This window comes from Sphingobium aromaticiconvertens, from assembly GCF_037154075.1.
Lineage (GTDB): Bacteria > Pseudomonadota > Alphaproteobacteria > Sphingomonadales > Sphingomonadaceae > Sphingobium > Sphingobium aromaticiconvertens.
Window position 1 is genome coordinate 1,980,184 of record NZ_JBANRJ010000001.1, and the last position, 26,280, is coordinate 2,006,463.

The 26,280-nt window shown below is 63.0% G+C and carries 28 protein-coding genes and 1 tRNA gene; 11 read left to right on the forward strand and 18 right to left on the reverse strand.

What is annotated here, in order from left to right; translation table 11 throughout:
* Positions 1 to 41: 41 nt before the first annotated feature.
* The 4 genes from WFR25_RS09400 to WFR25_RS09415 all read left to right on the forward strand — a co-directional run bounded on the left by WFR25_RS09400 (position 42) and on the right by WFR25_RS09415 (position 5,249).
* Positions 42 to 1,625: a peptide MFS transporter gene (locus WFR25_RS09400; RefSeq protein ID WP_419723154.1), complete on the forward strand. Its 1,584-nt coding sequence runs from the start codon at positions 42 to 44 to the stop codon at positions 1,623 to 1,625.
* On the forward strand, positions 1,622 to 3,010 hold the full coding sequence (locus WFR25_RS09405) for an amidohydrolase (protein ID WP_336970416.1): 1,389 nt from the start codon (positions 1,622 to 1,624) through the stop codon (positions 3,008 to 3,010). The genes WFR25_RS09400 and WFR25_RS09405 overlap by 4 nt, the downstream gene beginning before the upstream one ends.
* A gap of 116 nt (positions 3,011 to 3,126) precedes the next feature.
* Positions 3,127 to 4,398 carry an amidohydrolase family protein gene (locus WFR25_RS09410; RefSeq protein WP_336970418.1) on the forward strand — a complete coding sequence of 424 codons (1,272 nt, stop codon included), beginning with the start codon at positions 3,127 to 3,129 and terminating at the stop codon, positions 4,396 to 4,398.
* 146 nt (positions 4,399 to 4,544) lie between these two features.
* Entirely contained in the window at positions 4,545 to 5,249 is a 705-nt protein-coding gene (locus WFR25_RS09415; RefSeq protein WP_336970420.1) for a hypothetical protein, read from the forward strand.
* A gap of 36 nt (positions 5,250 to 5,285) precedes the next feature.
* On the opposite strand, the gene WFR25_RS09420 is transcribed toward WFR25_RS09415, so the two are convergent.
* The 4 genes from WFR25_RS09420 to WFR25_RS09435 all read right to left on the reverse strand — a co-directional run bounded on the left by WFR25_RS09420 (position 5,286) and on the right by WFR25_RS09435 (position 9,171).
* Positions 5,286 to 6,203 carry an NAD-dependent epimerase/dehydratase family protein gene (locus WFR25_RS09420; RefSeq protein WP_336970422.1) on the reverse strand — a complete coding sequence of 306 codons (918 nt, stop codon included), beginning with the start codon at positions 6,201 to 6,203 and terminating at the stop codon, positions 5,286 to 5,288.
* A gap of 4 nt (positions 6,204 to 6,207) precedes the next feature.
* A complete protein-coding gene (gene proB / locus WFR25_RS09425) occupies positions 6,208 to 7,338 on the reverse strand; it encodes a glutamate 5-kinase (RefSeq protein WP_336970424.1) in 1,131 nt (376 codons plus the stop codon).
* A 75-nt stretch (positions 7,339 to 7,413) separates the two neighbouring features.
* A complete protein-coding gene (gene obgE, locus WFR25_RS09430; RefSeq protein ID WP_336970426.1) occupies positions 7,414 to 8,511 on the reverse strand; it encodes a GTPase ObgE in 1,098 nt (365 codons plus the stop codon).
* A gap of 30 nt (positions 8,512 to 8,541) precedes the next feature.
* Entirely contained in the window at positions 8,542 to 9,171 is a 630-nt protein-coding gene (locus tag WFR25_RS09435) for a TetR/AcrR family transcriptional regulator (RefSeq protein ID WP_336970427.1), read from the reverse strand.
* A 59-nt stretch (positions 9,172 to 9,230) separates the two neighbouring features.
* On the opposite strand from WFR25_RS09435, the gene WFR25_RS09440 reads away from it, so the two are divergent.
* On the forward strand, positions 9,231 to 10,091 hold the full coding sequence (locus tag WFR25_RS09440; protein WP_336970429.1) for a metal-dependent hydrolase: 861 nt from the start codon (positions 9,231 to 9,233) through the stop codon (positions 10,089 to 10,091).
* 31 nt (positions 10,092 to 10,122) lie between these two features.
* The gene (locus WFR25_RS09445; protein WP_419723199.1) at positions 10,123 to 10,683 is read left to right on the forward strand and encodes a GNAT family N-acetyltransferase; all 561 of its coding nucleotides are present in this window, start codon (positions 10,123 to 10,125) and stop codon (positions 10,681 to 10,683) included.
* Between the two features lie 49 nt (positions 10,684 to 10,732).
* Here WFR25_RS09445 and WFR25_RS09450 read toward each other — a convergent pair whose 3' ends face one another.
* From WFR25_RS09450 to rplU, 3 genes are all read right to left on the reverse strand, one after another.
* A complete protein-coding gene (locus WFR25_RS09450; RefSeq protein ID WP_336970431.1) occupies positions 10,733 to 11,320 on the reverse strand; it encodes a GNAT family N-acetyltransferase in 588 nt (195 codons plus the stop codon).
* A gap of 274 nt (positions 11,321 to 11,594) precedes the next feature.
* A complete protein-coding gene (gene rpmA, locus WFR25_RS09455; protein WP_336970433.1) occupies positions 11,595 to 11,864 on the reverse strand; it encodes a 50S ribosomal protein L27 in 270 nt (89 codons plus the stop codon).
* Between the two features lie 32 nt (positions 11,865 to 11,896).
* A complete protein-coding gene (gene rplU, locus WFR25_RS09460) occupies positions 11,897 to 12,277 on the reverse strand; it encodes a 50S ribosomal protein L21 (protein ID WP_336970435.1) in 381 nt (126 codons plus the stop codon).
* A 180-nt stretch (positions 12,278 to 12,457) separates the two neighbouring features.
* Between rplU and WFR25_RS09465 the strand changes: the two genes are divergently transcribed.
* Positions 12,458 to 12,853 carry a hypothetical protein gene (locus WFR25_RS09465; protein WP_336970437.1) on the forward strand — a complete coding sequence of 132 codons (396 nt, stop codon included), beginning with the start codon at positions 12,458 to 12,460 and terminating at the stop codon, positions 12,851 to 12,853.
* A gap of 274 nt (positions 12,854 to 13,127) precedes the next feature.
* Positions 13,128 to 14,759 carry a YbaL family putative K(+) efflux transporter gene (ybaL, locus tag WFR25_RS09470; RefSeq protein ID WP_336970439.1) on the forward strand — a complete coding sequence of 544 codons (1,632 nt, stop codon included), beginning with the start codon at positions 13,128 to 13,130 and terminating at the stop codon, positions 14,757 to 14,759.
* Between the two features lie 76 nt (positions 14,760 to 14,835).
* Here the strand turns inward: ybaL and rplA are convergent, their stop codons facing one another.
* The 5 genes from rplA to WFR25_RS09495 form a co-directional block, all read right to left on the reverse strand.
* Positions 14,836 to 15,534, reverse strand: a complete 699-nt coding sequence (gene rplA / locus WFR25_RS09475; RefSeq protein WP_336970441.1) for a 50S ribosomal protein L1 — start codon at positions 15,532 to 15,534, stop codon at positions 14,836 to 14,838.
* A 4-nt stretch (positions 15,535 to 15,538) separates the two neighbouring features.
* Positions 15,539 to 15,970, reverse strand: a complete 432-nt coding sequence (gene rplK, locus WFR25_RS09480; protein ID WP_336970442.1) for a 50S ribosomal protein L11 — start codon at positions 15,968 to 15,970, stop codon at positions 15,539 to 15,541.
* A gap of 117 nt (positions 15,971 to 16,087) precedes the next feature.
* On the reverse strand, positions 16,088 to 16,624 hold the full coding sequence (nusG, locus tag WFR25_RS09485; RefSeq protein ID WP_336970444.1) for a transcription termination/antitermination protein NusG: 537 nt from the start codon (positions 16,622 to 16,624) through the stop codon (positions 16,088 to 16,090).
* A 27-nt stretch (positions 16,625 to 16,651) separates the two neighbouring features.
* Positions 16,652 to 16,858 carry a preprotein translocase subunit SecE gene (gene secE, locus WFR25_RS09490; RefSeq protein ID WP_336970445.1) on the reverse strand — a complete coding sequence of 69 codons (207 nt, stop codon included), beginning with the start codon at positions 16,856 to 16,858 and terminating at the stop codon, positions 16,652 to 16,654.
* A gap of 172 nt (positions 16,859 to 17,030) precedes the next feature.
* Positions 17,031 to 17,106, reverse strand: a tRNA-Trp gene (locus tag WFR25_RS09495).
* Positions 17,107 to 17,319: 213 nt separating this feature from the next.
* Here WFR25_RS09495 and WFR25_RS09500 point away from each other — a divergent pair.
* Positions 17,320 to 17,559, forward strand: coding sequence for a hypothetical protein (locus tag WFR25_RS09500; protein WP_336970447.1), 240 nt, complete (start codon positions 17,320 to 17,322; stop codon positions 17,557 to 17,559).
* Between the two features lie 97 nt (positions 17,560 to 17,656).
* On the opposite strand, the gene WFR25_RS09505 is transcribed toward WFR25_RS09500, so the two are convergent.
* From WFR25_RS09505 to WFR25_RS09520, 4 genes are all read right to left on the reverse strand, one after another.
* Positions 17,657 to 18,184, reverse strand: a complete 528-nt coding sequence (locus WFR25_RS09505) for a CarD family transcriptional regulator (protein ID WP_336970449.1) — start codon at positions 18,182 to 18,184, stop codon at positions 17,657 to 17,659.
* Between the two features lie 240 nt (positions 18,185 to 18,424).
* Complete coding sequence (gene fdxA, locus WFR25_RS09510) at positions 18,425 to 18,763, reverse strand: ferredoxin FdxA (RefSeq protein WP_336970450.1); 339 nt, start codon at positions 18,761 to 18,763, stop codon at positions 18,425 to 18,427.
* Positions 18,764 to 18,905: 142 nt separating this feature from the next.
* The gene (locus WFR25_RS09515; RefSeq protein WP_336970452.1) at positions 18,906 to 19,199 is read right to left on the reverse strand and encodes an RNA-binding S4 domain-containing protein; all 294 of its coding nucleotides are present in this window, start codon (positions 19,197 to 19,199) and stop codon (positions 18,906 to 18,908) included.
* Positions 19,192 to 21,816 (reverse strand): helicase-related protein, encoded by a 2,625-nt coding sequence (locus WFR25_RS09520; protein WP_336974818.1) that lies wholly within the window; start codon positions 21,814 to 21,816, stop codon positions 19,192 to 19,194. Before WFR25_RS09520 ends, WFR25_RS09515 begins: the two co-directional genes overlap by 8 nt.
* 209 nt (positions 21,817 to 22,025) lie before the next feature.
* Between WFR25_RS09520 and WFR25_RS09525 the strand changes: the two genes are divergently transcribed.
* Positions 22,026 to 23,561: a M23 family metallopeptidase gene (locus WFR25_RS09525; protein WP_336970454.1), complete on the forward strand. Its 1,536-nt coding sequence runs from the start codon at positions 22,026 to 22,028 to the stop codon at positions 23,559 to 23,561.
* Positions 23,562 to 23,602: 41 nt separating this feature from the next.
* Entirely contained in the window at positions 23,603 to 24,403 is an 801-nt protein-coding gene (locus WFR25_RS09530; RefSeq protein ID WP_336970456.1) for a nucleotidyltransferase family protein, read from the forward strand.
* On the opposite strand, the gene WFR25_RS09535 is transcribed toward WFR25_RS09530, so the two are convergent.
* Positions 24,400 to 25,122 (reverse strand): dienelactone hydrolase family protein, encoded by a 723-nt coding sequence (locus WFR25_RS09535; protein WP_336970457.1) that lies wholly within the window; start codon positions 25,120 to 25,122, stop codon positions 24,400 to 24,402. The genes WFR25_RS09530 and WFR25_RS09535 overlap by 4 nt on opposite strands.
* Before the next feature lie 57 nt (positions 25,123 to 25,179).
* Entirely contained in the window at positions 25,180 to 26,199 is a 1,020-nt protein-coding gene (locus tag WFR25_RS09540; RefSeq protein WP_336970459.1) for a 50S ribosomal protein L11 methyltransferase, read from the reverse strand.
* Positions 26,200 to 26,280 lie beyond the last annotated feature (81 nt).

Below are 26,280 nucleotides of genomic sequence, written 5' to 3' on the forward strand. Positions count from 1 at the left end.
CCCCATTCCCCATAGATGGTTGCCGTCCGGCGCCCTCCAGCATGATGCGAGACACCGCCCAGATGGCAACCCCGCAGCAGATGTCGTCCCGTATCGCGGCCGAATCGGCAAAGACCTGGCTTGGCCATCCACGCGGCCTGTTCCTGTTGTTTTTCGCAGAGATGTGGGAGCGTTTTTCCTATTACGGGATGCGCGCGATCCTGATTTTCTACCTCACCAAACATTTCCTGTTCGCAGAGGATCGCGCCTATCTGCTCTACGGCGCCTATACGTCGCTGGTCTATATCACGCCGGTCATTGGCGGTTATCTGGCCGACCGCTTCCTGGGCGCGCGTAAGGCGGTGCTGGCGGGGGGCGTATTCATCGCCATCGGCCATTTCCTGATCGCGGTCACGGAAGGGCCGGGCGGGCAGGACGGTTTTTTCCTCAATGGCTTCTATTTGGCGCTGGCGTCGATCATCATCGGCACCGGCTTCCTGAAGGCCAATATTTCGGTACTCGTGGGGGAACTCTACCCGCGCGACGATGCGCGCCGCGATCCGGCCTTCTCGATCTTCTACATGGGGATCAACATGGGAGGGATGCTGGGGCCGATCGTCTGCGGCCTGCTGGGCGAGACGGTGGGCTGGTCCTGGGGCTTTGGCGCGGCGGGCGTGGGGATGCTGCTGGGGCTGGTCGTGTTCGTGCTGTGCAAGCCCTGGCTGCTGGGGCAGGGCGAGCCGCCCGTGCCCGAACAGTTGCGTCGTCCCGTCGCCGCAGGAGTGTCGCAGGAATGGATGATTTATCTGGGCGCGGTGCTGGGGGTGATCGCGGTCTGGGGCCTCATCCGCTATGCCGAATTGCTGGGCTTTGCGCTATTGGCCTTCTCTGGCATCACGCTGGTCTATATCCTGTTCAGGGCGGTGTTCACGCTGCCGAAGGTCGATCGCGACCGGATACTGGCAGCGCTGTTCCTGATCGCGCTCAATCCGCTCTTCTGGGGGCTGTTCGAGCAGACAGGATCGTCGCTCAATATCTTCACGGACCGCAATGTCGATCGGAGCATGTTGGGGGTGGAGGTGCCGGCTTCACTCTTTCAGTCGGTCAATTCGGTCTTCATCATCCTGCTCGCGCCGCTGTTCGCCGTGCTGTGGACTTTTCTCGACAAGCGGCGGCTGGAGCCATCCTCTCCGGCCAAGTTCGGCGTGGGGCTGATGCTGTGCGGCGCGGGATTTCTGGTGCTGGTGGGGGGCGCTGCGGCGGCGGGCGAGAATCTGACGCCGGTGATCTTCGTCTTCCTCATCTACCTGCTGCACACGATGGCGGAGCTGTGCTTCTCCCCCGTCGGGCTGTCGGCGATGACGCGGCTATCGGTCGCCAGCATGGTGGGCCTGATCATGGGCACATGGTTTCTGGCGATGGCGGCGGGCAATTTCATCGCGGGCCTGATCGCGCGGGCGACCGGCGGTGGCGAAGGGGCGGGGGTTAGTCAGGTATTGGACATCTACAGCCGGATCGGCTGGTTTGCGGTGGCGATCGGGGTGGTCGTGCTGCTGGTTTCGCCGTTCATAAAGCGGCTGATGCACCTCGACACGATTGGTTCAGCCGACCATCAGGACAATGATAAAAAGGGGAATATCGCATGAAGGGCCGTTCGATCGCGTTGGCCATTGCGCTGGTGGCCTGTGCCAGCGGCACAATGGCGGCGAAGAAGAATGAGGATGCGCCCAGAAGCAATCCGTCGGCGGAACCGGAAAACCCCTATCCTTCGACTTACCAGCCCTATCCCGGTGTCGCGACGGCCATTCGCGGCGCGACCATCTTCGACGGTGAGGGCGGTCGGATCGACAATGGCATAGTCTTTCTGTCGGGTGGCAAGATCGTGTCGGTGGGAGGGCCGGATACGCCGATCCCCGCTGACATCGCGATATTCGACGGCACTGGCAAGTTCGTGACGCCCGGCGTCATCGACATTCACAGCCATCTTGGCGACTATCCCTCACCCAGCGTCGCCGCGCTGTCGGACGGGAATGAGGCGACCGCACCCGTCACCGCCCATGTATGGGCCGAACATTCGATCTGGCCGCAGGATGCGGGCTTTGGCCGGGCGCTGGCCAATGGCGGGGTGACGTCGCTCCAGATTTTACCCGGTTCGGCGAACCTGTTTGGCGGGCGCGGCGTGACGTTGAAGAATGTGCCCGCGCGCACGATGCAGGGGATGAAGTTCCCCGGCGCGCCCTCCAGCCTGAAGATGGCCTGCGGCGAAAACCCCAAGCGCGTCTATGGTGCCAGGAACCGGGAGCCAGCCACTCGCATGGGCAATATGGCGGTCAACCGTCAAACCTGGATCAAGGCGCGGGAATATCAGAAGAAGCGCGCCGCCGCGCAGCCGCAGACCCGCGATCTGGGGCTTGAGACTCTGGCCGACGTGCTGGAGGGCAAGATTCTCGTCCACAATCACTGCTATCGCGCGGACGAGATGGCCAATGTGATCGATATGGGCAAGGGGTTCGGCTATAAGGTCACGGCGTTCCATCATGCCGTCGAAAGCTACAAAATCGCCGACCTGCTGAAAGAAAACGGCATTTGTTCGGCGATGTGGGGCGACTGGTATGGTTTCAAAATGGAAGCCTATGACGGGATCAAGGAAAACCTGCCGCTGGTCCATAATGCGGGCGCTTGCGCGATAGTCCATAGCGATGATGAGAACGGCATTCAGCGGTTGAATCAGGAGGCAGCCAAAGCGATTGGCGCGGGCCGCCGCATGGGCATCAACATTCTCGACGAGATCGCCTGGACATGGCTGGCGATCAATCCCGCCAGGGCCATGGGTATAGCCGAACAGACCGGCAGCCTGAAGGTCGGCAAGATGGCTGATGTCGTCCTGTGGAACGGCAATCCCTTCAGCACCTACACCCGGCCCGAAAAAGTGTGGATCGACGGCGCACTGCTCTACGACGCCAATGATCCCAGGCGGCGGCCCGTCAGCGATTTTGAACTGGGCCAGATCGGCGCGGGAGACGTGAAATGAGGATTGTTCTCAACGCCCCCATTCTCACCCCCCGTTCGCTTCGAGCGAAGTCGAGAAGCCTATGCACGAAGGTATCTCGACTGCGCTCGACACGAACGGCCCTTGGGGCTTTGAGCATGATGCTCTGGGTTCCGGCCTTTTCCCAAACCATTGCCATCACCGGCGCCACGTTGGCGATCGGCGACGGATCGGAGCCGGTGCGGAATGGCACCGTCGTCATCGCCGCTGGCAAGGTGGTCGCAGCGGGTCCGGGCGTTGCCGTGCCAGCCGGTGCCAAGACGATCGACGCGAGCGGAAAATGGGTGACGCCGGGCCTTGTCTCCGGCTTCTCGCGCGTTGGGCTGGTCGAGGTGCCCGGCGTCACGGAGACGAACGATTCGTCGGCGTCCAAGTCGCCCTTCTCAGCGGCGATCGACATTGAACCTGCGATCAATCCGCTCGCCAATCCCGTGGCGATCAGTCGCACGGCGGGTGTGACGCGGGCGGTGGTGGTGCCTGCGGCCTCGGGCAATATCTTTGCGGGGCAGGGCGCCATCGTTGATCTGGGCGCGGATATGAACCCGATCACAAAGGCGCGCGCCTTCCAGTTTGTCGAGATGGGCGAGGATGGCGCGAGCAAGGCGGGGGGGAGCCGCCCGGCCGCCTATCTGCTGTTCAAAGCGATGCTACGCGAGGCGCAGGACTATGCGCGTGCGCCCGCCAGCTATGACGGGCGGTCGAAGGATGCGTTGTTGATGCGCGCCGATGCGCAGGCATTGGGTCCGGTCGTGAACGGTCAGATGCCGCTGATGGTTCATGTGGAATCGGGGCGCGACATCCTGTCCGTGCTGGCGCTGAAAAAGGACTTTCCGGCGCTGCGCCTGATCCTGGCGGGCGCTACCGAGGGCTGGATGGTCGCTGCCCAGATCGCCGCCGCCAAGGTGCCTGTGATCGCGGGCGGGCTGGATGACTTGCCGTCGAGCTTCGAGAAACTGGCGGCGACGCAAAGCAATGTCGGGCGGATGGTAAAGGCGGGCGTGCCCGTGTCGATGGGCCTGATGGATCGGGACGAGGGGCTGCAACTGCGCCTCGCTACCCAACAGGCGGGCAATATGGTGGCGCTGAACAAAGTGCCGGGCGCGACCGGCCTTAGCTGGGGGCAGGCGCTGCGGACCATCACCTCCGCGCCCGCCGAAGCGATGGGGCTGGGCGACCGGATCGGATCGCTCAAGGCCGGCAAGGCAGGCGATGTTGTGATATGGGACGGCGATCCGCTGGAAATGGAATCCGCCCCGGTCGCGGTGTGGATCGACGGGGTGCAACAGCCACTCGACAACCGGCAGACGAAGCTGCGCGATCGCTATGCGACGCCTGTGCCGGGGGCGCTGCCCAAGGCGTATGAGTGGTAAGGGGATGGGCCAACTTCGGCTCCAGGAGAGACCGCTATGCTTGGTCTGGGGCGGGCCGCTTTGAACGCACCTAATGTCTTTTAACTCTGCCGTGTAGGCCAATATTTATCCTCCACCTTTAGGCGTGAGCCTATGGGGGAATCATAATGACACGCAGATTTACAATTCGCTGGCTTATTGCCCTCGCCGGGCTGTCGATATTTAGTGTGCTATTCCCCTATTTACTCCCTCCACTGGTCCGTGCCACTGGATGCGCGCATGTCGGAGGGGCATGTGGTGCAGTGGCCTTGGTTCTCGCTATCTATCTACGTCTACCGGTCATAATCGGTGTCGGCATTTACCTTGTCATTTTGACTTCGAAACAATCGCGCATTGTTGGTGCCCAACCTTGGGCATCTTTGTTCATCCTCCTGACCTACATAGCAGCATTTCCGTTTCTATTTGCGTTTGGCAATTTTGGGGCTGCGAATTTCGCCCTTGGCATTGTCTACATCAATGGGCCGTTAGCAGTTTTAACTATGCTGCTGGCTACTTTGATCGGACTAAGCTGCCTGCCTGAGGAAAGTAAGACGCGGCACAGCGGAGCGCGCCTCGCCACGTTAACCACTGGCGGAATTGCCCTACTTCTCACCTCCAACTTATGGCTAACAAGTTTAACCCTGATTCCAGTAGTCGGGAGCATATTGCGACTTATTACTGGCCCGATCCACATGATGGCAGGGTCGATCTTGCGCCTTGGCGGCGCTTATGGGTTGCTGATCGTAATGGCTCTTTTTATTGCATCACTGGCTTGGTGGGTCATTACTGCGCGACGCACGAGCTATCTAAATGTGTCGATCAGCCCAAGCTGACTTTCAGCTAGGCTGGTCGCTTCAAGTCGTTCCGCCCTACAACCAACCCTTGGCGCGATACGCTTCCGCTGTTGCCTTCAACCCAGCATCGGTTGTCACCTGCGGCGTCCACAGGCTCGCGGGCACCTTCAACGTCGGCGCGGATATCCAGTCGGGGTGGCAGAAGTAGCGGACGCGGTCGGGGGTCAGCTTGGCTTTGCGGCCGCGCAGCAGGCTGTCGGCGCGGGCTGCGGCGTTGAGGAGCCATGGGGGCGTCGCATAGGTGCGGACCGACGAGCGGCCGACGGCGCGGCCAAGGGCGTGGCCGAAATCCTGATGGTCCCAGCCGCCCTGCGTGCCGTCGTCGACTTCGTAAAGTTGGGTCAGGCTCTTTTCGCGTTCTCCTGTCAGCATCAACAGCAGGCGAGCGAGGTCGCTCACCTCGATCACCGACAGGCGGCCGCCGGGTGGCAATAGCATGATGCCGCGTTTGGCCATACGGAACAGGTCCAGCATCTCGCGGTCGCCGGGGCCGTAGATGGCGGGCGGGCGCACGATCGTCCAGTCGAGGCCGCTGGCCTTCACATGGCGTTCGGCCAATTCCTTCGACCAGCCATAATCGGACAGGTCCGGCTCCCGCGCGGCGAGGGAGGAGACGTGGATCAGGCGGCGCACGCCCTGCCGTCGCATCGCGTCGATGACGGCGACGGTGCCCAATGCATTGCCAGCTTCGAATCCCGCGCGATCGGGCGCGTTGACGACGCCCGCGATGTGGATCACCGCATCGGCATCGCGCATCATCTTGTCGAGCGCCTTGGGTTGTTCCAGCGATCCGTGGACCCATTTGAGCTTTGCGCGGGGCGGCTGGGCGGTGCGGGCCAGCGCCTTGACGCTGTGGCCAGCACCAAGCGCGCGGTCGAGGGTTTCGGCGCCGACGAAACCCGTCGCGCCTGTCATTGCAATGTTCATCGTCATGGGTTCAGACCAGCGCCATATGATCGCGATGGACCAGCACGGAGCGGGGCATGGTGCCGAGCAGGGCGGCAATATCCTCGCTGCGGCGGCCCGCGATCTTGGCTGCATCAGTGCTGTCATATTCGGAAAGGCCGCGCGCTATCACGCGGCCATCAGGGGCGAGGATGTCGACCACATCGCCCCGCGCAAAGACACCATCCACCTGCGCGACGCCAGCGGGAAGAAGGCTGTTGCCTTTGCTCAACGCGCGTTCGGCGCCCGCGTCCACGGTGATGCGGCCGCGCACGGTGAGCCGTCCGGCCAGCCAGCCCTTGCGCGCGCGCCTGACCGGGGCGGCAAGGAAGATGGAGCCGCGTCCACCCTGTTCCCAGTGGGAAAGCGGCGCGTCGATCTTGCCCGAAATGATGGCGAGGTGGGTGCCCGCGCCGGTGGCGATCTTCGCCGCCTCGATCTTAGACGTCATGCCGCCCGACCCCATGCCGGAGGCTGATCCGCCGTCTGCCATCGCCATGATGCGCGCGTCGATTGTCTCGATCCTCTCGATGAACATCGCGTTCGCATCGACGTGCGGGTTGGCACTGTAAAGCCCGTCCACGTCGGACAGCAGCACCACTGCGTCAGCCCGAGCGGCCTGCCCGATACGGGCGGCCAGCCGGTCATTGTCGCCGAAACGGATTTCCGCCGTCGCAACGCTGTCATTCTCATTCACCACCGGCACGACGTCGAGCGCCATCAACCGGTCGAGCGTGGCCGAGGCGTTGAGGTAACGGCGGCGATGCTCAAGGTCGTCGAGCGTCACCAGCATTTGCGCGGCGGTGATGCCCTGCGCATGGAGCAGGCTGGCCCAGCATTGCGACAGGGCGATCTGGCCGGTCGCGGCGGCCGCCTGCGCATCCTCCAGACTGCCGCGTCCGCCCTTGGGCAGGTTCAGGCGGCGCGCGCCCAGCGCAATCGCGCCGGACGACACGATGATGATCTGCTGCCCCGCCGCCTTGCGCGCGGCGATGTCGGCGACCAACGTGCGCAACCAGTCCTCCCGCACCTGACCCGCCGGATCGACGAGCAGGGCGGAGCCGATCTTGATGACCAGTCGGCGGATCTGGGGCGGCGGGAATCCGGGCAGGGGGTGGGTCACGGGAATATATGTCCAAACATCGTCATCCGGCATGACGATTCTAAAATGAACCGGCCTATAATAGCTCGAAAATAATCAGATCGGGGACCAGGTGGATTCGCCGTCTTCGCCGTCCGCCTCCCCCTTTTCCGCTGCCTTGGCTTCGCCCAGAATCGGGATGATCGTGTCGAGCAGGCGTTCCATGCCCGCGCCGGTCGCGCCGGAGATGATGTAGATGTCCTCCGCACCCGCTTCACGCAACTGTGCGGCGATGTCTTCCATCAGTTCCTGGCCCAGCAGGTCACCCTTGTTGAGCGCCACGATTTGCGGTTTTTCATCCAGCCCTTCGCCATAGGCGGCCAGTTCGTCCTGAACGATGCGCCAGGCGTCGACCGGATCGTCACCGGTCGCATCGATCAGATGCAGCAGCACGCGGCAGCGCTCGATATGCCCCAGGAAGCGATCGCCAATGCCTACGCCCTCGGCGGCCCCTGCGATCAGGCCGGGAATGTCGGCCAGCACGAATTCGCGGTTCTTGTGCAGGACCACGCCAAGCTGCGGCTTGGTAGTGGTGAAGGCATAGGCGCCCACCTTCGCCTTTGTATTCGTGATCTGGTTGATGAGCGTCGACTTGCCCGCATTCGGCATGCCGACCAGGCCAACGTCAGCGAGCAGCTTCAGCCGCAGCCAGACCCAGCGTTCCTCGCCCGGCCAGCCGGTGCCATGCTGACGCGGGGCGCGATTGGTGCTGGTCTTGTAGGACATGTTGCCCCGGCCACCATCGCCGCCGCGCAGGAACACCATGCGCTGTCCGACTTCGGTGAAATCGGCGAGGATTTCCTGATCCTCATAGTCTGGGATGCCGTCTTCATCCTCGGTGCCGTCTATGGGCTGAGGGTCGGACAATATCTGTGTGCCGACCGGCACCTTGATGACCATATCCGCGCCGCCCGCGCCATAGCGGTTCTTGCCCATGCCGGGTGTGCCACGCTGCGCCTTGAAATGTTGGGTATAGCGGAAGTCGATGAGGGTGTTGAGGCCGGGAACGGCTTCAAAGATGATGTCGCCGCCCTTGCCGCCGTTGCCGCCGTCCGGGCCGCCATATTCCTCATATTTTTCACGACGAAAACTGACCGCGCCGGGGCCGCCCCAGCCGGATTTAAGGAAGACTTTTGCTTGATCGAGGAAATGCATGGGCGGCCCATAGCCGCATATGCGGGGAAATTAAACCTTCGTGGTGACTGCCTGCCCCTGACCCTTGATGGAAAGTTCCGCGATCAGGGATGCCGTCAGACTGCGCGCGGCCATTTCACGCGCTCTTTCCCGCGGCACGGCGAGTGCGGCGGCCATCGGCGCGCCCATCTGCGAATCGCCCAATGCCAGCAGGACGAGCATCAGCGTGTTGTCGCGGATCGTTTCTGCAAGGCCGGGGGAGAGGGCGGTGGCGACCAGTTGGTCGACCAGCGCATGGATCGCCTCCACTACCGGATCGAGCGCATCTTCATTCCCCGACAGCAGCATCCAGCTAGCGAGCGCCCCTGCGCCATCGCGATCGAACGCGTCGAAAGTCAGGTCGACGATCGCGCGTGGGGCTACCTCACCCCGGCGGGCGGCCTCCACCGCTTGGCCGATCGTGGCGGTGATCCCTTCGGCCAGATAGGCGGCCAGCGCTTTTTGAAGGCCGGATGCGGACCCGAAATGGTGGAGCAGATTGGCGTGGGTACGCCCGACGCGCGCGGCCACGGCCTTGAGCGTGACGGCTTGTGGTCCGGTCTCGATCAGCAATGCGCGGGCTGCTTCCAGCGCGGCGGACCGGCTCTCGTCGGGGCTGAGGCGTGTGCGCTTTATTGACATTGATGTAAGTAAACCTTATTAACAATTATGTAAGTAACGCAATAATGAGGCTTGTTGCAATGCAGACGCCCGACGATCTTTCCATCACGCCGCGCGACCGCCGGTTTAGCCGTAGCGGCACAGACCGGCACTGGGTAGGGGGCGATCCGGTCGCGACCGCCTTCTTCAACGCGCTATCGATTACCTTTCCCCGTGGAGAGGCCTATTTCATCGAGAGCGTGCGGGCGTTTCGGGACGGTGCGCCTCCTCGGCTGGCTACCGAGATTGCAGCCTTCATAAAGCAGGAAGTGGTGCATAGCCGCGAACATCTGGCCTTCAACCGGCAGGTGATGGAGCAGGGCTATGACGTGACCCTGCTGGACGGGGATGTGACGCGGCTGCTCGACCTTGCACGGGCGCGGACACCGATCGTCAGTCTGGCCGCGACGATGGCGCTGGAGCATTTTACCGCGATCCTTGCTCATCAGTTGTTGCGCGACCCGCGCCATCTGGACGGCGCGGATCCGGAGGCTGCAGGGCTGTGGCGCTGGCATGCGATCGAGGAGATCGAGCATAAGGGCGTGGCCTATGACACATGGCTGCATGCCACGAGTGGCTGGAGTCGTTTCAGACGCTGGCGGCTCAAGTCGCTGATGATGCTGATCGTCACCCGGCATTTCCTCCGTCATCGGGCGCGCGGGATGATCGAGCTGCTGCGGCAGGACGGCGTTACGGGGATGCAGGCTTGGCGTGGCCTGCTGGCCTATGCCTTCGTTCGGCCGGGTATCGTGCGATCGATTCTGCGCGCGTGGTGCGCCTATTTCCTGCCGGGTTTTCATCCATGGAATGAGGATGACCGGCATCTGATCGCCCGTTATGAGAGTGACTATGCTGCGGCTCGCATGCCGGGCGCGGGCAAAGGTACCGCCATCACGGCTTGACCGGGCGAGGGCGCTGACCTCTTATCAGGCGATGAGCGAACCGCCCGTTCCCCCGCCATCAATTCCCTTACCGCCTGTCCTGTACACGGAACGCCTGCTGCTGCGTCCGCATCGGTCATCCGATTTCGACACCTGTTGCGCCCTGTGGGGTGATGCCAAGGTTGTCCGCCATATTGGTGGCGCGGTGCAGGAGAGTCAGGCCGTCTGGTTCCGCATCCTGCGCTATGCGGGCATGTGGTCGTTGCTGGGCTTTGGCATGTGGGTATTGGAGGAGCGGGGTACCGGTGCCTTTCTGGGCGAGGCGGGATTACTCAGTACCTGTCGCGGCCTGCCGGAACTGGATGGCATGCCTGAAGCTGGATGGGTGCTTGGTCCTGACGCCTGGGGTCGCGGCTTCGCCAGCGAGGCGATGGGCGCGATCCTTGGCTGGGCGGATGTCGATCTGGCCGTGCCGTCGATTCGATGCATCATCGAGGATGGCAATGATGCATCAGTCCGGGTTGCGGAAAAGCTGGGATTTCGGAAGTTCCTGGATACCGTGCTTCACGGTGCGCCGATCGGGGTGTTCGATCGTGCATCGGGCGCGACCTGACGCCGCGCCCGATTTCCCTGCTATTTGCGGGTGACTTTATTTTCGGGCGTTAGGCCGCGAGCGCCTGACGCTCTTGCGGCATGGCGTCGGCATAGAGTTCATAGGCCGCGTCATTGGCTATTCGATCCTCCTCTCCCTGCTCGAACAGCAGGCAATCGGCTTCTGCCCGGCGGCCCACGCTGTAGCGCCGTTCGCTCTGCCCGGTGAAGCGGAAGCCAATCTTGCGGAGCACATTACCTGACGCCGGGTTATCGGCGAAATGGCTTGCGCGCAATGGAGGGAGGCCAGTGGCTCTGGCGATACCCATGACCGCACGAGCAGCCTCCGTGGCGAAGCCCAGACCCCAATAGGGACGGGCGATCCAGTAGCCCAGATCCAGCGCACCGTCCGCATTGCGATGGATGCCGCAGCCGCCGATCAGGCGCGGAGCGCCCAGCGTGCGGGCGAAGGCCAGCAGGCGAGGCAGGGATTCGTCCTGAGGCTGGCCCAGAAAAGCCTCTGCATCGACGAGCGTATAGGGGGCCGGTGCGCGGGCCAGGTTGCGAAGCACGGCATCATGGCCGATCGCATCGGTCAGCGCACGGGCGTCTTCGGACCAGCCTGGCCGCAATACCAGGCGGTGGGTTCTGGCGAACATGGTGATAACTCCTCTCAAGCGTTGCCATGGCCGTTTTTTGTGACGGCCCGGCGACATTGATCCTATGGATTGTTCCTGCCCGTGTGACGCATGGGGATAGGCAACAGTTCCAGGGGCTTAGCGAGAAAATCAATCAGCCTGGCGCATATGAAAAAAGGGACGCTCCCGGCTGGGGGCGTCCCTTTTCCCTTGAACCCTTTGGGCCTGCCGACAGGCGGCTGGCCTTCGATGGATCGGATCGCCCACTTAGGGACGATCCGTCATCGATCGTCCTTTATTCTGCGGCTGCCGCCATCATGTCGACCGACACATATTTGCGGCCGAGCTTGCCATCGTGGAATACCACGCGGCCTTCGATGAGCGCGAACAGCGTGTGGTCCTTGCCCATGCCGACATTACGGCCGGGATAGACGCGGGTGCCGCGCTGACGAATGATAATGTTGCCGCCGATCACTTCCTGACCGCCGAACTTCTTGACGCCAAGGCGACGCCCGGCCGAATCACGACCGTTGCGCGACGAACCGCCTGCTTTCTTATGTGCCATTGTCTAAACTCCTCGAATCCAGTGCGAAGCTATCAGGCTTCGGCGGTCGCTGCGGTTGGGGCAGGCGCCGCGTCTTCAGTCTTGGCGGCGGCCTTCTTGGGCGCCTTCTTCTCTTCATTGCCGACAGCGAGGATCCGCAGGATCGTATGACGCTGGCGATGGCCGTTCTTGCGGCGATAATTGTGGCGGCGGCGCTTCTTGAAGACGATGACCTTCTCGCCCTTTGCCTGCGCGATGATCTCGGCAGCAACGGTCAGGCCCGCGGTGTCCTTAAGATCGCCGTTTTCACCGGCCAGCAGGACGTCGTCCAGCATGATCTTGTCACCAGCTTCGCCAGCGATCTTTTCAATGACGATCTTGTCTCCGGCGGCTACGCGATACTGCTTGCCGCCTGTGCGCACGATAGCGAACATGGCTTTTTCTTCTCTCGTTCAAATCTGCTTTACGCAGTTCCAAGGACGAGATGTCCTGCAGACCCGCGCGGGAATGTGGCCCGTTAGTGTAATGTCTTCAGACTGTCAACCGATAGGGCCGGTTTATCGTCCAGAAACGGCTGACTTTGCGCCCAATGAGGATTGGGTTACCATGTCCCCATGATGCATCGCCGCGACAGAAGCAAGCAGGGGAACGGCGCTACGCCGGTTGCCGCGATGCTGTGGCTGACAATCCTCGTTGCGCTCTGGTCTGCGCTGGTGCCGCTGGGACCGCCAGCCAGCCGGGCGATCGGGTCCGCCTTCAGCCCTGCAACGACGACTGTGGCCCTGAAGGCGCGGGCGAGTCAGCCGGTTGAAGTGAAGATCAAGGTGTTGACGCCTGATCTGGGTGGCAGCGCGGGGGATGCCGTGGCGATCGCGGCCTTCTATCTTTTCATCGCGCGCGTCGCGCTGTCGGCTCATGCTCTGTGGCCTATGGTGCCGGCCTCGATACGCCCGTTTGACCCCGCCTCCTTCCGCCACGCACGCGCGCCGCCCGCCCTCCCGCATCACTGATCACCCCGTTGATAAAGGTCCGCGCGCTCGTGTGTGCGAACCGTTGGCAGAGGAGTGTTCCATGCGGAAAAGAAGCACGCGACGGCGACCGCCCTGGTGGTTCATGCCTGTCGTCATGGCCGGGATGGGGGGTGTTGCCCTGATGTCGGCCTGGCTGCTGGAAAGCAGTCTGTAGCCTTCCGTTCTTACCCGTCTTGCTGGCTGCGGATCCGGCAAGACGGAACGGAACCCTGATGGATGCGTCTTCGCCCTGTTCGAAGAAGAGAATGCCTATATGCCCCACCACACCCCCCTGATCGGCACTATCGTCGCCGGTCTGGTCGTTGCCTTCGTCATGGGCGCGATCGCCCATCGGCTGAAATTGTCACCGCTGGTTGGCTATCTGATCGCGGGGATCATGGTCGGTCCCTTCACGCCGGGGTTCGTGGCCAATGCAAGTCTGGCCAATGAACTGGCGGAGATCGGCGTCATCCTGCTGATGTTCGGTGTGGGCCTGCACTTTTCGCTCAAGGACCTGCTGGCGGTGAAGGCTATCGCCGTGCCCGGCGCGCTGGTGCAGATCGCGGTGGCGACGCTGCTGGGCATGGCGCTGGCCTATGGGATGGGCTGGCCGCTGATGGGCGGGCTGGTCTTTGGTTTGGCCCTGTCGGTGGCGAGTACGGTCGTGTTGCTGCGCGCGTTACAAGGGCATGATCTGGTCGATACGAAGCGGGGGCAGATCGCGGTTGGCTGGCTGATCGTTGAGGATCTGGTGATGGTGCTGGCGCTGGTGCTTCTGCCCGCGCTTGCCGGGGTCATGAACAATGCGGACGGCGGCGGCGGGGCTGGTGCGTTACTGGCGCCGTTGCTGGGCACGTTGCTCAAGGTGACGGGCTTTGTGGCGCTGATGCTGGTCGTGGGCCGCCGCCTGATCCCCTGGGCGCTTCACTGGGTGGTGCATACCGGATCGCGGGAGCTGTTCCGGCTGGCGGTGCTGGCGATCGCTCTGGGGGTGGCTTTCGGGGCGGCGGTCGCATTCGATGTGTCCTTTGCGCTGGGTGCCTTCTTCGCGGGCATGATATTGGGCGAAACGCCGCTCAGCCGCCGCGCGACCGAAGAGACGTTGCCATTGCGGGATGCCTTTGCGGTGTTGTTCTTCGTATCGGTGGGGATGTTGTTCAATCCGCGCGTGCTGGTGGAGCAGCCCTTGCCTCTGCTGGCGACGGTGGCGATCATCATCGTGGGCAAGTCGATTGCCGCGTTTTTGATCGTCCGCGCCTTTCGCCATCCGGGCGATACGGCGCTGACCATTGCCGCCAGTCTCGCCCAGATCGGTGAATTTTCCTTCATCCTCGCGTCGCTTGGCACGGGGCTGGGCGTATTACCTGCGGAGGGGCGCGACCTGATATTGGCGGGGGCGATCGTCTCGATCTTCCTCAACCCGTTCCTCTTCAACATGGCCGTGCGATATGACCGGCGTGATGAGGTGGATCAGGAACCACAGATGCCCGCCAGTGCGCGGGCGGGTCATGTCATCCTGATCGGCTATGGCCGGGTAGGGAAGCTGATTGCAGGTGACCTGATGGCGCGCCACATAGCGGTGGTGGTGATGGAGGCGAATAGCGACCGAGCGGACGAGGCTGAGGAGGCCGGTCTGGAGGTCGTGCGGGGTAACGCGCTGGAAGACCGCTATCTGGTCGCGGCGGGCGTGGATCAGGCGGGACGCCTGCTGATCGCGGTGCCCGAGGGTTTTGAGGGCGGTGCGATCCATCAGCGTGCGCGTGCGCTAAACCCCAAGATTCAGGTGATTGCCCGCGCCCATTCCGATGCGGAGGTCGCGCATCTGGAGGGGCTGGGCGTGCCCCACATCGTCATGGGCGAGCGGGAGCTGGCCTCGCGGATGCTGATGCTGTGTGGCGGTAAATAGGGCCGAGACAAGCCTGGGCAACGAAAAAGGCCCGCCCTGTTGCCAGGGTGGGCCTTTTTCTATTCGGATGAAGGGATCAGGCGCCGGCGACTTCGGCGACGTCAACCTTCACGCCCGGACCCATCGAGGACGACAGGGCGATCTTGCGGACATACTTGCCCTTCGAGCCGGTCGGCTTCGCCTTGACGATGGCGTCGACGAAGGCGTCGAAATTCTTGCGAAGATCGTCGGCCGAGAAGCTCGCCTTGCCCAGACCGGCGTGGATGATGCCTGCCTTTTCGACGCGGAATTCGATCTGGCCACCCTTGGCGGCCTTCACGGCTTCGGCGACGTTCGGCGTCACGGTACCCAGCTTCGGGTTCGGCATCAGGCCCTTGGGACCCAGAACCTTACCCAGACGACCCACCAGACCCATCATGTCAGGGGTGGCGATGACGCGCTGGAAGTCGATGTTGCCTGCCTGGATGCTGTCGAGCAGATCCTCGGCGCCCACGATGTCGGCGCCAGCGGCGGTTGCGGCTTCAGCCTTGTCGCCACGGGCGAACACGGCGACGCGAACGTCCTTGCCGGTGCCTGCGGGCAGGGTGACAACGCCACGGACCATCTGGTCGGCGTGACGGGGATCGACGCCCAGATTGATCGCGATCTCGACGCTTTCGTCGAACTTCGCGGTCGCATGGGTCTTGATCAGCGCCAGCGCGTCATCGACGCCGTGCAGCTTTTCACGATCAACGGCGGTGGCGAGTGCCTTTGCTTTCTTGGTCAGCTTTGCCATGATCTTAGCCCTCCACCACTTCGAGGCCCATCGCGCGAGCGGAGCCTTCGATGATCTTCGTTGCCGCGTCGATATCGTTCGCGTTCAGGTCTGCCATCTTCGCCTGAGCGATTTCGGCGAGCTGCGAGCGCTTGATCTGGCCAGCGACGATCTTGCCGGGCTCCTTGGAACCCGACTTCAGGTTCATCGCCTTCTTGATGAGGAAGGTTGCAGGCGGCTGCTTGGTCGTGAAGGAAAAGCTGCGGTCGGCATAGACGGTGATGATGGTGGGAAGGGGCGTGCCCTTGTCCACCTTGTCCGTCGACGCGTTGAACGCCTTGCAGAATTCCATGATGTTCACGCCGCGCTGACCCAGTGCAGGGCCGATCGGCGGCGAGGGGTTGGCGGCTCCAGCGGGCACCTGGAGCTTGATATAGCCCGTAATCTTCTTGGCCATCTTTACTCACTCTATTGCTGGGCGATCCATGAGGAACGCCCGGTTCAAGTTTAGCGGTTCAAACGGGTTTCCGAAGAACCCCTCCCGCATGCATTCCGGGCTGAAGCCCGAGAATATTTACTTCGACAGTTCGACCTGTTCGAAATCCAGTTCGACCGGGGTGGCGCGACCAAAGATCGACACCGACACCTTGACCCGGTTCTTTTCGAAATCCAGTTCCTCGACCACGCCGTTGAAGCTGGCGAAGGGGCCGTCCAGCACCTTGACCGCGTCACCGATTTCGTAGTCGATGTTGATCTTGTGCTTGGGTGCGGCGGCGGCTTCCTCCTTGGTGTTGAGGATGCGCGCGGCTTCGGCCTCGCTGATCGCCTGCGGCTTGCCCATCGACCCCAGGAAGCCCGTTACCTTGGGCGTGTTCTTCACCAGGTGATAAACGTCGTCGTTCATGGCCAGCTTGGCAAGGACGTAGCCGGGGAAGAATTTCCGCTCCGACTGCACCTTCTTGCCGCGCCGCACCTCGGTCACGGTCTCGACCGGGACCTCGACTGATTCGACGAGTTGCGACAGGCCCATGCGCTCGGCCTCGGCCACGATCGAATCGCGTACCTTGTTCTCGAAGCCCGAATAGGCGTGGATTATGTACCAGCGCGCCATGTTACCGTCTCAAACTCCCCAGAATATTCAGGCTTGCCCAGCCGCGAAGCTGAGCAGCCACCGGACGACCGCGCCGAAAAAAGTGTCGATGCCGAAGAAGAAGATGCCCAGCAGCGACGTCATCAGCACGACCATAACGGCGGTCATCAGTGTTTCGCGGCGCGAAGGCCACACGATCTTTGAGGCTTCCGTCTTTACCTGATTGACGAATTCGCCAGGGGATGTCTTGGCCATCTTTTCGCTGCTCAACCCAATAAAAACAAACGCCAAACCGCGAAGCAACAGTCCGCCCTCCGGGTCCCGCCCTGTCAGCGTCCCGGGGTGCGGCCGCCACTTCGCGACCAATTCTTCACAAGCCCCATAGTCCCTAGCCCAGATCGGAGCAAGTCCGGCAGGGGCAGGATAATGGCAGGAGTGGAGGGACTCGAACCCACGGCATTCGGTTTTGGAGACCGACGCTCTACCAACTGAGCTACACTCCTGTGCCTCGGTTCGGACGCATGGTCCTTGCCGACGAAGGAGGGCGCTTTAGCGTGGGCCGCAGGGGAGGGCAAGGCCCTAAGTGTATGGCATCACACATCCTTGGGGGAGGCCGTGATTTCCGGGTTCGCGCTGATCTGTCCGCATCGGCATCAGGAACATTTCCCTTCTGCAACGATTGATGACGCAATGAAGCAGACGAGGAGGATGTCGACATGGCGAATGATCAGGAGCAGCCGACCCACAGCACGACAATCATCGAAAAGCGCAGAGGTGGGGGTACGACCCTGATACTGCTGCTGCTGGTGATTGTCGTGGGCGTGGCCGCTTACTTTCTTGTCACCAATGAAAATCGCGAGACGAACGCGGTGACGGGGGCGGCCGAACAGGTCGGCGCGGCGGCGAAGGATGTCGGTGATGCCGCGAGCGATGCAGTCAGGAACGCCGGCAACTAGAGCGGTTTCGAATCTGCTGATCCGGAAAGCGGGTTACAAAAAAAAGGGCGCCCCGTGCAGGGCGCCCTTTTCCTGGTCCGCAGAGCGGAAAGCCCGATCAGGCTTCGGCTTTGTTATATTTCGGCGCAGCCTCATTGAGGATGTGCAGGATCTTCTTGAGCGCGGTCGGCTCGTCCGTCTCTTCCATCGCCGCGAGTTCGCGGGCAAGGCGGCTGGACGCCGCTTCAAAGATCTGGCGTTCCGAATAGCTCTGCTCGGGCTGGTCATCGGCACGGAACAGGTCGCGGGTCACTTCGGCGATCGACACCAGGTCGCCCGAATTGATCTTCGCTTCATATTCCTGAGCGCGGCGCGACCACATGGTCCGCTTGACCTTGGGCTTGCCCTTCAGGGTTTCCATGGATTCTTCGAGCGTCTTGTTGGACGACAGCTTTCGCATGCCGACGCCTTCAGCCTTGTTGGTAGGTACGCGGAGCGTCATGCGCTCCTTTTCGAAACGCAGGACATAGAGTTCCAACTCCATGCCCGCGATCTGCTCTTTCTGAAGCTCGACCACACGGCCAACGCCGTGCTTGGGGTAGACAACATAATCGCCAACGTCAAAGGACAGCGCCTTGGCAGCCATTTGATACCTTTCCAATTCAACCGGGGGACGGGGTTGTCGCGGTGCACATGCGAAGGGACACATGCCGGGATAACCGCGGCGTCACCGTCATTTCATGAAACGAAACCTCCAGGACGGGCGAAAAAGCCGTCCGTTGGAGCCTCTATAGCAGATTCGTAACAAAATTGCCACCCCCGGACACAATCGCCCGAGGATGGACCGGTTTCCCCCGCAGAAACGGCGCCCCACAGGGCGCGGGCGTCAGTCGCCCGTGCCAGGTTCGGCGGAGAAGAATTTTTCGAATTTGTCCTCGACGTCCTTCATGGCGTCCGCATCGGCAGGCGCCTCGCCTTTCACGGTTATATTGGGCCATTCGGCCGAATATTTCGTGTTCAGCTCCAGCCATTTTTCCAGACCGTTCTCGGTGTCGGGCAGGATCGCCTCGGCCGGGCATTCGGGTTCACATACGCCACAGTCGATGCACTCGCTGGGGTTGATGACCAGCATATTCTTACCCTCGTAGAAACAATCCACGGGGCAAACTTCGACGCAGTCCATATATTTGCAACGGATGCAGGCGTCGGTGACGACGTAGGTCATTATGCGGCACTCTTCGAGATGGGGACTAGCGGCGCTCCTGCTATGCAAGGGGGTCGCCAAGGTCAATGAGGATATTGTTGGTCGGCCCCAAGCAATTGCAAGTCGGCCATTTGGTTGATGAGTCGGGAAGTGGGTTTGCGCTCTAATATCGACCGACCTGAAGATCCTCATAGCAGGCCCGCGCCTCGGGTGTTGGTCCACGCCGGGCAGGAAGGGTGATGACACGCACGACCCGAACCTGCGTCCCCTGTGGGAAGGTGATGAGGTCGCCGATTCGGACCACGGCATGGGCGCGATCGATACGGCGACCGTTCAGGCGAATATGTCCATCTTCCGCCACTTTCTGCGCCAGCGAGCGGCTTTTGGCGAGATGGGTGAACCAGAGGAACTTGTCGATACGCAAGGTTGGCCCCACGCCGGGGATGCTGTCAGCCATTGCCGCTCAAAAGGTCGGCCAGGCCCGCAAAGGGGCTGTCGGCGCGCGGCGTGCGGTTGGCGGCGGGCGCTGTCGCCGGGCGTTCGGCGGTGTTATGCGGACCACGTTTCGGGGTTGCGGTCGGGCGAGGGCGGGTTTTTTGCCGGCCGCGAAAAGCCCAGTTGGGCGCGCCCTCTTCGGCCGCCTCGACGGGCCGGAAGCCGGAGAGGCGCATCAGCTCAAGAAAGGCGGGTTCATGCAGGCCTAGCGAGACGATCTGGGGGCTAAGGGCCGTAAAGGCCTCTCTCTTGGCGATCGCTTCATGTGCGGCGCGGGCCATGCGTTCGGCCATGTCGACGCGCAGCATCTGCGGCCCAAATCCACGGAAGCCCGCTGCGCGTGCGCCCATCTGTTCGATCCGGTCTTCCGTGCCAAGCAAGGTGATGCCGGGCGTGGGCAGAGGCAGGCAGGGCTTGCCAAGACGCGCCGCGATCAGGGCCGCGCGCCATTTCGCGCCGCCGGGCTTCAACAGGCCGGGATGATAGATGTCGAGCACGCCGATATCGAGGCCCGCACGGCGTAGCAGATGGCGCTGATCCTTATCGAGATGGCCCAATGCCGAATCGAGATCGGTGCGCGCGACCACGCCACCGGCGTCGGCCAGTTGCGCGAAAACGGCGCGGACGACGGCCGGCACCTGCGCGTCCTGCGACGCCTCCGCCATCTTGAGCAGCGGTGTCAGGTGCCGCAATTTTTGCGCGTCGAACCAGGCGATGAGCCGCGAGGATATCTGCTTCTGAACATCCGGTCCCAGCGCGACAAGCGCACGATCAAGCCGTATTTCGGGCGTCAGCAGGCCGGGGCCAGCCAGCAGCGCGGCGACAATATCGCCTTTCCAGCTGATCCCCGGCATCTCTCCGGCCGCGTCGGTCAGCGCGAAGTCGCTATCCGGTGCGTTCAGCAATTCGTCGGCCTTCACCCGCAATATCCTTCCAAGTCTTCGTTCGGCGGCGGCCAGCAACAGCTTGCGATCCCGCGCCCGCGCTTCCGGATCGACCGAGAAACGAAATCCGTCAAGTCGTCCAATCGTCTCGCCATCTACCGTAACTTCGCCTGATGGTTCAACGGCGACCGGCAACGCCTCGATATTCTGGCCAATGTCGCGCAGCAGCACCGATGTGCGCCGATCGACGAACCGTTGGGTGAGCGCGGCGTGCAGCGCGTCCGACAGCTTCTCTTCCAGCACGCGGGTGCGCTCCGCCATTTCTGCCGGGAAGGCCAGCCAGTCGGGGCGGTGGGCGATATAGGCCCAGGTTCGCGCGGCTGCGATCCGGCCGGATAGTGTGTCGATGTCGCCCTGAACCGAATCGAGGCGGGCGATCTGGGTGGCGAACCAGTCGCGTGGGATGTGGCCGTCGCCTTCGGACAGGAAGCGCCAGATGCGCTGGACCATACGGGCATGATGGTCCGCGCCCAGCTTCTGGAAATCGGGGAGGCCGCAAGCGGCCCAAAGGCGCGTCACCTGCCGCTTGCCGCGCACGCGCTCGATCACCAGCGGATCATCGGCCAGTTTACGCAGTACGGCGAGGTCCACCGCTTCCGGCGCGGCGCGCAGTTCAGGGCGGTCGGGGCGCTCCTGAAGGTCCGAAATCAACAGGTCGAGACTGTCGCAGCGCGGCTCGCCATCGCGCCAGTAGAAATGCTCAAGGCGGGGGAATCGGTGTTCCTCGATCGCCTCGATCTCCTCGGGCGTGAAGGCGGCGTCGCCATCTTCGCTACCCAGGCTGCCGAAGGTGCCGTCCTTGTGGTGGCGTCCGGCGCGGCCCGCGATTTGCGCCATTTCAGCCACCGTCAGGCGGCGCGTGCGGTGGCCATCGAACTTACGGAGCGAGGCGAAGGCTACATGGGCGACGTCCAGGTTCAGCCCCATGCCGATCGCGTCGGTGGCGACCAGATAATCGACGTCGCCATTCAGGAACATCTGCACCTGCGCGTTGCGGGTGCTGGGCGAGAGCGCGCCCATGACCACCGCCGCGCCGCCGCGAAAACGCCGCAGCATTTCGGCGACGGCATAAACCTCCTCCGCTGAGAAGGCGACGATGGCGGAACGGCGGGGAAGGCGGGAAAGCTTTTTTGCGCCCGCGTAAGAAAGCGTCGAAAAGCGCGGGCGGCCGATAATTTCGACCTCGGGAACCAGCGCCTTGACCAATCGGGCGATACTGGCGGAGCCAAGGATCATCGTTTCTTCGCGCCCGCGCGCGCGGAGCAGCCGGTCGGTGAAGATATGGCCACGCTCCGGGTCGGCGCCGATCTGCGCCTCGTCCAGCCCTACGAACGCATAGTCCCGCAGGCCTGCGGTTCCAGCCTCCCGGCTTTCGCCCAAAGGCATGGATTCCGCCGTGCAGAGGAAATAGCGCGCATTGGGTGGAGAGATTTTCTCCTCGCCGGTGATCAGCGCGACCTGTTCCCTGCCCTTGATCGCGACGACCCGATCATAGACTTCGCGCGCCAACAGGCGCAGCGGAAAGCCCATCATGCCGCTGCTGTGGCCGCACATGCGCTCAACTGCCAGATGGGTTTTGCCAGTGTTGGTAGGTCCGAGCACGGCGGTAATGGGGGAGCGGGCGAACTGGACCATGCCCCCTATGTCGGGGAAGCCCTGCCGCCTTGCAAGGGCGATATGGGTTCGCGCTGCCTGTCCCTCGACTCCCACGCTTTGCCGCATCATAGGACGTTGAAGGGGCGCATTAAATTGACTTTAACCCTGTTCGTCCACAGTCCAGTTGCCTGATGCATGGCGCGGGGGCCGTGGGTTAAGCGCACGAAAAGAAGTGATTTCCCCGGGGGATGCGGGCCTTGTTTCAGGAAAGCCAGTTTGGATCACAGCAGGGCGGCGCGTCCGTTTCCCTGTGGATGACCGATTCGCTGCGGAACCCGCCTGCTTCCCAGCCGCTGAACTGGCGGCAGCGGATAGAGGATTGGGCGCAGGAGATCGACCTGGTCCCGGACCTTGGCCAGCGAGTCGGCAGCGCTATATGGTTTCGTGGGTTAGCCACCTGCTTCGGCCTTTGCGCTGCTGCCCTTTATCTTGCGCCCGGTTTCAAGGCTGTGCCCGGCACGCCGACATCCTTGCTAGCTACCGCGCAATATGACGAGATTCGCAGCCAGATGGTTACGCCGCTGGCACTGGGTGCGAATAGCGGACGGCGGATGGGACCGACCGATGCCGTCCAGCCGCTGCGCGAAACGCCCGAACGTCCGCAGATCGCACTCAATGCCCAGATCGGCAGCAGCGACAGCCTGTCGCGGGCGCTGTCCCGTGCGGGCGTGTCTGGCGCTGACGTGTCGGCCGTGACCGGGATGGTTGCGCGCGACATTGGCGGGGGCATGCTGAAACCGGGCACGCGGCTCGACATCATGCTTGGTCGCCGTGTCAGTCGTGACCGTCCCCGGCCGCTCGACAAGCTGGCGTTCCGCGCGCGGCTGGACCTGTCGCTTGAAATCAGTCGGGCAGGCGGGCAGTTGCAGGTAAAGCGCATCCCTATTCGCGTCGACAACACTCCGCTGCGTATTCAGGGCGTGGTGGGCGACAGCATCTATCGTTCTGCGCGTGCAGCAGGCGCACCGCCCAAGGCGATCCAGTCCTTTCTGCGCGTCATTACCCAACAGGTCGACCTGGGGTCTGTCGGGGCGGGCGACCGCTATGACATCGTCACCGAATATCGTCGCGCCGAAACGGGCGATGTCGAGGTGGGTGACCTGCTGTTTGCCGGTCTCCGCCGGAGAAACGGCAAGGCCGTCGACATGCTGAAATGGACGACCGGCGGACGGACCGAATGGTTCGAGGCGTCGGGCGTGGGGGAACGCCGCGGTGTCCTGTCGGCGCCGGTTAATGGCCGCCGGTCTTCGGGCTACGGAATGCGTCGTCACCCGATTTTGGGTTATACGCGGATGCATGCGGGCATTGATTTTGCTGCGCGCTATGGATCGCCCATTTATGCCGCGACCGATGGCACGATCGCCTTTGCCGGGCGGCATGGCGGGCATGGCAACTATGTGCGCATCCAGCATGGCGGTGGCCTTGCCACCGGCTATGCGCATATGAGCCGGATTGCTGCCTCTGTCGGGCAGCGGGTGCGGCGCGGGCAAGTGATCGGCTATGTCGGGTCCACGGGCCTGTCGACTGGTCCTCATCTCCATTATGAGCTGTATCGTAACGGGCGGACGATCGACCCCAATTCGGTGCGCTTTACCGTGACCGCGCAACTGGCTGGTCGTGATCTGGCTGCGTTCCGTGCCCGGCTGGCGCAGTTGAGGGGGCTGGCAGTGGGGCGGCGGGTCGAGGTGGCGCAAAGTGCCGATGCGGCCCAGGGAACTCAGTAAAGCCGCTTTCGCACCATCGCTGCCCGCGCTAACGGGCGGAAATGAATAATAACGCTTCGCATCCCGGCATCACCGCGATCCTGCTGGCGGGCAGTCGCCCCGGCGTCGATCCGCTTGCGGCGGCGGCTGGGGTCATCCTCAAGACGCTGATCCCTGTCGCGGGTCAAGCGATGATCAACCGTCCCGCGCGCGCGCTGATCGACCATCCCGCGATCGACCGACTCGTGATCCTGACGCAATCGCCACAGCCCTTTCTGAACGACCCCGCCACGCGATGGCTGGGGGATCATCCCAAGATACGGTTTGAGGCGAGCGGACGGGGCATTGCCTCGTCATTGCTGCCGTTACTGGAGCGGGCCGACATTGGCTTGCCCTTGCTGGTGACGACCGCCGATCATGTGCTGCTGGACATGGCCATGCTCGATCAGTTCGTGGCGCAAGCGCGGGGACAGGATATTGCTGTGGCGATGGTCGAGCGCACGACCTTGCTGGCGCGTTATCCGCACTCGCGGCGGACCTGGCTCAAATTTCGCGACGGTTGGTGGTCGGGGGCGAACCTCTTCTGGTTCGGCAGTGCCAAGGCTGCGCGGATCGTTGGTCTGTGGCAGGAGGTTGAGCAGGATCGCAAGAAGGGATGGAAGATCATCGCTGCGTTCGGGCCGGTTGCGCTGCTGGGGGCGGTGACGCGGATCAGTTCCCTGAGCGGCGGGATCGCGCGGGTGGGCAAGCGCTTTGGCCTTGCTGCCCGATTGGTCGCGATGGACCAGCCGGAGGCGTGCATCGACGCCGACAAGCCCGATGACATAGTGCTGATCGAAGAAATATTGGCGAAGCGGGGTTAGCCGAACAATTCCGCCAGAAAATCCACGGTTGCCTTCCAGCTTCGGCGGTCCGCGTCGGGGCTGTAGGCCAGCCCCTTTTCCGGCATATTCACGCCTTCATCCGTAAAGGCGTGGCCGGTGTGGCCGTAGGCGTGGATCTGCCAGTCGCAACCCATGGCGGTAAGTTCGCGGGCGAGGGCAACGGTCGCCTCGGGTGGGGCGATGGGGTCGTCCCAGCCATGAGCGACCAGCAGCTTGCCGGTAAAGGAGTCGCCAGTCAGGCCTTCGGGCGGATCGTAAACGCCATGATAGCTCACCCCCCCGGCGATGTCGGCGCCCGCACGAGCCATATCCAGCACGCATTTGCCGCCGAAGCAGAAACCCATCGCCGCCGTTCGGGCGGGATCGACTTCGGGCAACGCTTTTAATGCGGCATGGGCCACGAGCAGGCGATCGCGCATCATGGCGCGGTCGGCATTCATTTCATTCATGTAGCGACCGGCATCGGGATCGGCGCGGGTGGTGCGCTTGCCTTGACCGAAAACGTCGGCGACGAGCACGGCATAGCCAAGGGCCGCGACCTGCTCTGCTTTCTCGAAATCAGCTTCCTTGGTGCCCAGCACATTGGGGAAAAGGAGAATACCGGGGCACGCTGTCCCGATAGCGTCATCGACAACGGCCATATGCTCAAACAGGCCGCCCGGCCCGTCATTGAGGACGATGCGGCGGGAAAGCGTCATGGTTTAGTCCTTTCATGGGAGGGCTTGTCGACAGGAGGTGGGTCGTTGGAGCGGCGTCTACAGGCTACCGTAACCGGGCGCTTCTCCACGCGCGTCGGCGGACCAGCGACGAGGGCGTTTCCAGCCGATCGCCGGGCGTTTTCGCAGGCGCAGCGTCGGCCAGTCGGCATTGTCGATCCGGTCGGCAAGGCGCATGCCCTGCGCGCGATAGGCCGCAAGGACAGCGTCGGCCTGTCCGTGGAGCAGCCCCGCGAGGATGATCGTACCGCCATCCTCGACACTGGCGCAGAGCGACGGGGCGAGTTCGATCAGTGGCCCGGCGAGAATGTTGGCGATAAGAAGGTCATAGGGCGCGCGCCGGGCAATGCCGGGATGGCCGACACCGGCGGCCTCGAACAGCGTGAGGCGGCCTGGACCCATGCCCAGCGCAACGCCGTTAATGCCCGCTTCGCGCGCTGTCACTTCCACCGACACCGGATCGATGTCCGACGCGGTGGCATAGGCACGGGGCCACAGATGCATGGCGGCAAAGGCAAGCAGCCCGGTACCGGTGCCGATGTCGGCGATATTGCCAAAGCGCATGCCCAGCGTCCGCATCCGGTCGAGCATGGTGAGGCAGCCATGAGTGGTCTGATGCTGGCCGGTGCCAAAGGCCTGACCCGCCGCGATCAGGAAGCTCTTATGTCCCGCAGGCACAGGATCGCTGTCCAGGTTGCGGACATGGAATCTCCCCGCGGTGACGGGTTCCAGTCCCTGCTGGCTCATCGTCACCCAGTCTTCGTCGGGCAAATTCTCCACGATCGGCTTGGCATTCTTCGCGCTTGGTACCAGCGCGCGCAGCAGGCGCAGGGCGGCGGCGCTTGGCTTGCCTTCGAAATAGGCGTCGAGTTGCCAGGCGTCCTCATTGTCCGGTTCCGCTTCGCTCGTCATCAGGACTGGTGGCTGGTCGAGCAGGGCGAAAGCGGCGATGTCGCCATCCAGCGCCTCTGCTTCTGCGCGCGTGCAGGGCAGCGTCACTTTCCAGCTCTGGCCGGGCCAGTTTTGGGCCGACGTTTCGGAAGGGGCATCCAATGTCATGGCGTCCCTGTAGCGGAGGGCGATGGCCGGGGGAAGCGGGCAGGGGATGAGCGGAGGGCGGGGCCGGGCAAAAATGGCCTG

Bases quoted from the DNA above. Each gene is read 5' to 3' on its own strand.
- WFR25_RS09400 (WP_419723154.1), top strand. From the start codon at position 42: ATGATGCGAGACACCGCCCAGATGGCAACCCCGCAGCAGATGTCGTCC.
- WFR25_RS09405 (WP_336970416.1), top strand. From the start codon at position 1,622: ATGAAGGGCCGTTCGATCGCGTTGGCCATTGCGCTGGTGGCCTGTGCC.
- WFR25_RS09410 (WP_336970418.1), top strand. From the start codon at position 3,127: ATGATGCTCTGGGTTCCGGCCTTTTCCCAAACCATTGCCATCACCGGC.
- WFR25_RS09415 (WP_336970420.1), top strand. From the start codon at position 4,545: ATGACACGCAGATTTACAATTCGCTGGCTTATTGCCCTCGCCGGGCTG.
- WFR25_RS09420 (WP_336970422.1), bottom strand. From the start codon at position 6,203: ATGACGATGAACATTGCAATGACAGGCGCGACGGGTTTCGTCGGCGCC.
- obgE (WP_336970426.1), bottom strand. From the start codon at position 8,511: ATGCATTTCCTCGATCAAGCAAAAGTCTTCCTTAAATCCGGCTGGGGC.
- WFR25_RS09435 (WP_336970427.1), bottom strand. From the start codon at position 9,171: ATGTCAATAAAGCGCACACGCCTCAGCCCCGACGAGAGCCGGTCCGCC.
- WFR25_RS09440 (WP_336970429.1), top strand. From the start codon at position 9,231: ATGCAGACGCCCGACGATCTTTCCATCACGCCGCGCGACCGCCGGTTT.
- WFR25_RS09445 (WP_419723199.1), top strand. From the start codon at position 10,123: ATGAGCGAACCGCCCGTTCCCCCGCCATCAATTCCCTTACCGCCTGTC.
- WFR25_RS09450 (WP_336970431.1), bottom strand. From the start codon at position 11,320: ATGTTCGCCAGAACCCACCGCCTGGTATTGCGGCCAGGCTGGTCCGAA.
- rpmA (WP_336970433.1), bottom strand. From the start codon at position 11,864: ATGGCACATAAGAAAGCAGGCGGTTCGTCGCGCAACGGTCGTGATTCG.
- rplU (WP_336970435.1), bottom strand. From the start codon at position 12,277: ATGTTCGCTATCGTGCGCACAGGCGGCAAGCAGTATCGCGTAGCCGCC.
- WFR25_RS09465 (WP_336970437.1), top strand. From the start codon at position 12,458: ATGATGCATCGCCGCGACAGAAGCAAGCAGGGGAACGGCGCTACGCCG.
- ybaL (WP_336970439.1), top strand. From the start codon at position 13,128: ATGCCCCACCACACCCCCCTGATCGGCACTATCGTCGCCGGTCTGGTC.
- rplA (WP_336970441.1), bottom strand. From the start codon at position 15,534: ATGGCAAAGCTGACCAAGAAAGCAAAGGCACTCGCCACCGCCGTTGAT.
- rplK (WP_336970442.1), bottom strand. From the start codon at position 15,970: ATGGCCAAGAAGATTACGGGCTATATCAAGCTCCAGGTGCCCGCTGGA.
- nusG (WP_336970444.1), bottom strand. From the start codon at position 16,624: ATGGCGCGCTGGTACATAATCCACGCCTATTCGGGCTTCGAGAACAAG.
- secE (WP_336970445.1), bottom strand. From the start codon at position 16,858: ATGGCCAAGACATCCCCTGGCGAATTCGTCAATCAGGTAAAGACGGAA.
- WFR25_RS09500 (WP_336970447.1), top strand. From the start codon at position 17,320: ATGGCGAATGATCAGGAGCAGCCGACCCACAGCACGACAATCATCGAA.
- WFR25_RS09505 (WP_336970449.1), bottom strand. From the start codon at position 18,184: ATGGCTGCCAAGGCGCTGTCCTTTGACGTTGGCGATTATGTTGTCTAC.
- fdxA (WP_336970450.1), bottom strand. From the start codon at position 18,763: ATGACCTACGTCGTCACCGACGCCTGCATCCGTTGCAAATATATGGAC.
- WFR25_RS09515 (WP_336970452.1), bottom strand. From the start codon at position 19,199: ATGGCTGACAGCATCCCCGGCGTGGGGCCAACCTTGCGTATCGACAAG.
- WFR25_RS09520 (WP_336974818.1), bottom strand. From the start codon at position 21,816: ATGGTCCAGTTCGCCCGCTCCCCCATTACCGCCGTGCTCGGACCTACC.
- WFR25_RS09525 (WP_336970454.1), top strand. From the start codon at position 22,026: ATGCGGGCCTTGTTTCAGGAAAGCCAGTTTGGATCACAGCAGGGCGGC.
- WFR25_RS09530 (WP_336970456.1), top strand. From the start codon at position 23,603: ATGAATAATAACGCTTCGCATCCCGGCATCACCGCGATCCTGCTGGCG.
- WFR25_RS09535 (WP_336970457.1), bottom strand. From the start codon at position 25,122: ATGACGCTTTCCCGCCGCATCGTCCTCAATGACGGGCCGGGCGGCCTG.
- WFR25_RS09540 (WP_336970459.1), bottom strand. From the start codon at position 26,199: ATGACATTGGATGCCCCTTCCGAAACGTCGGCCCAAAACTGGCCCGGC.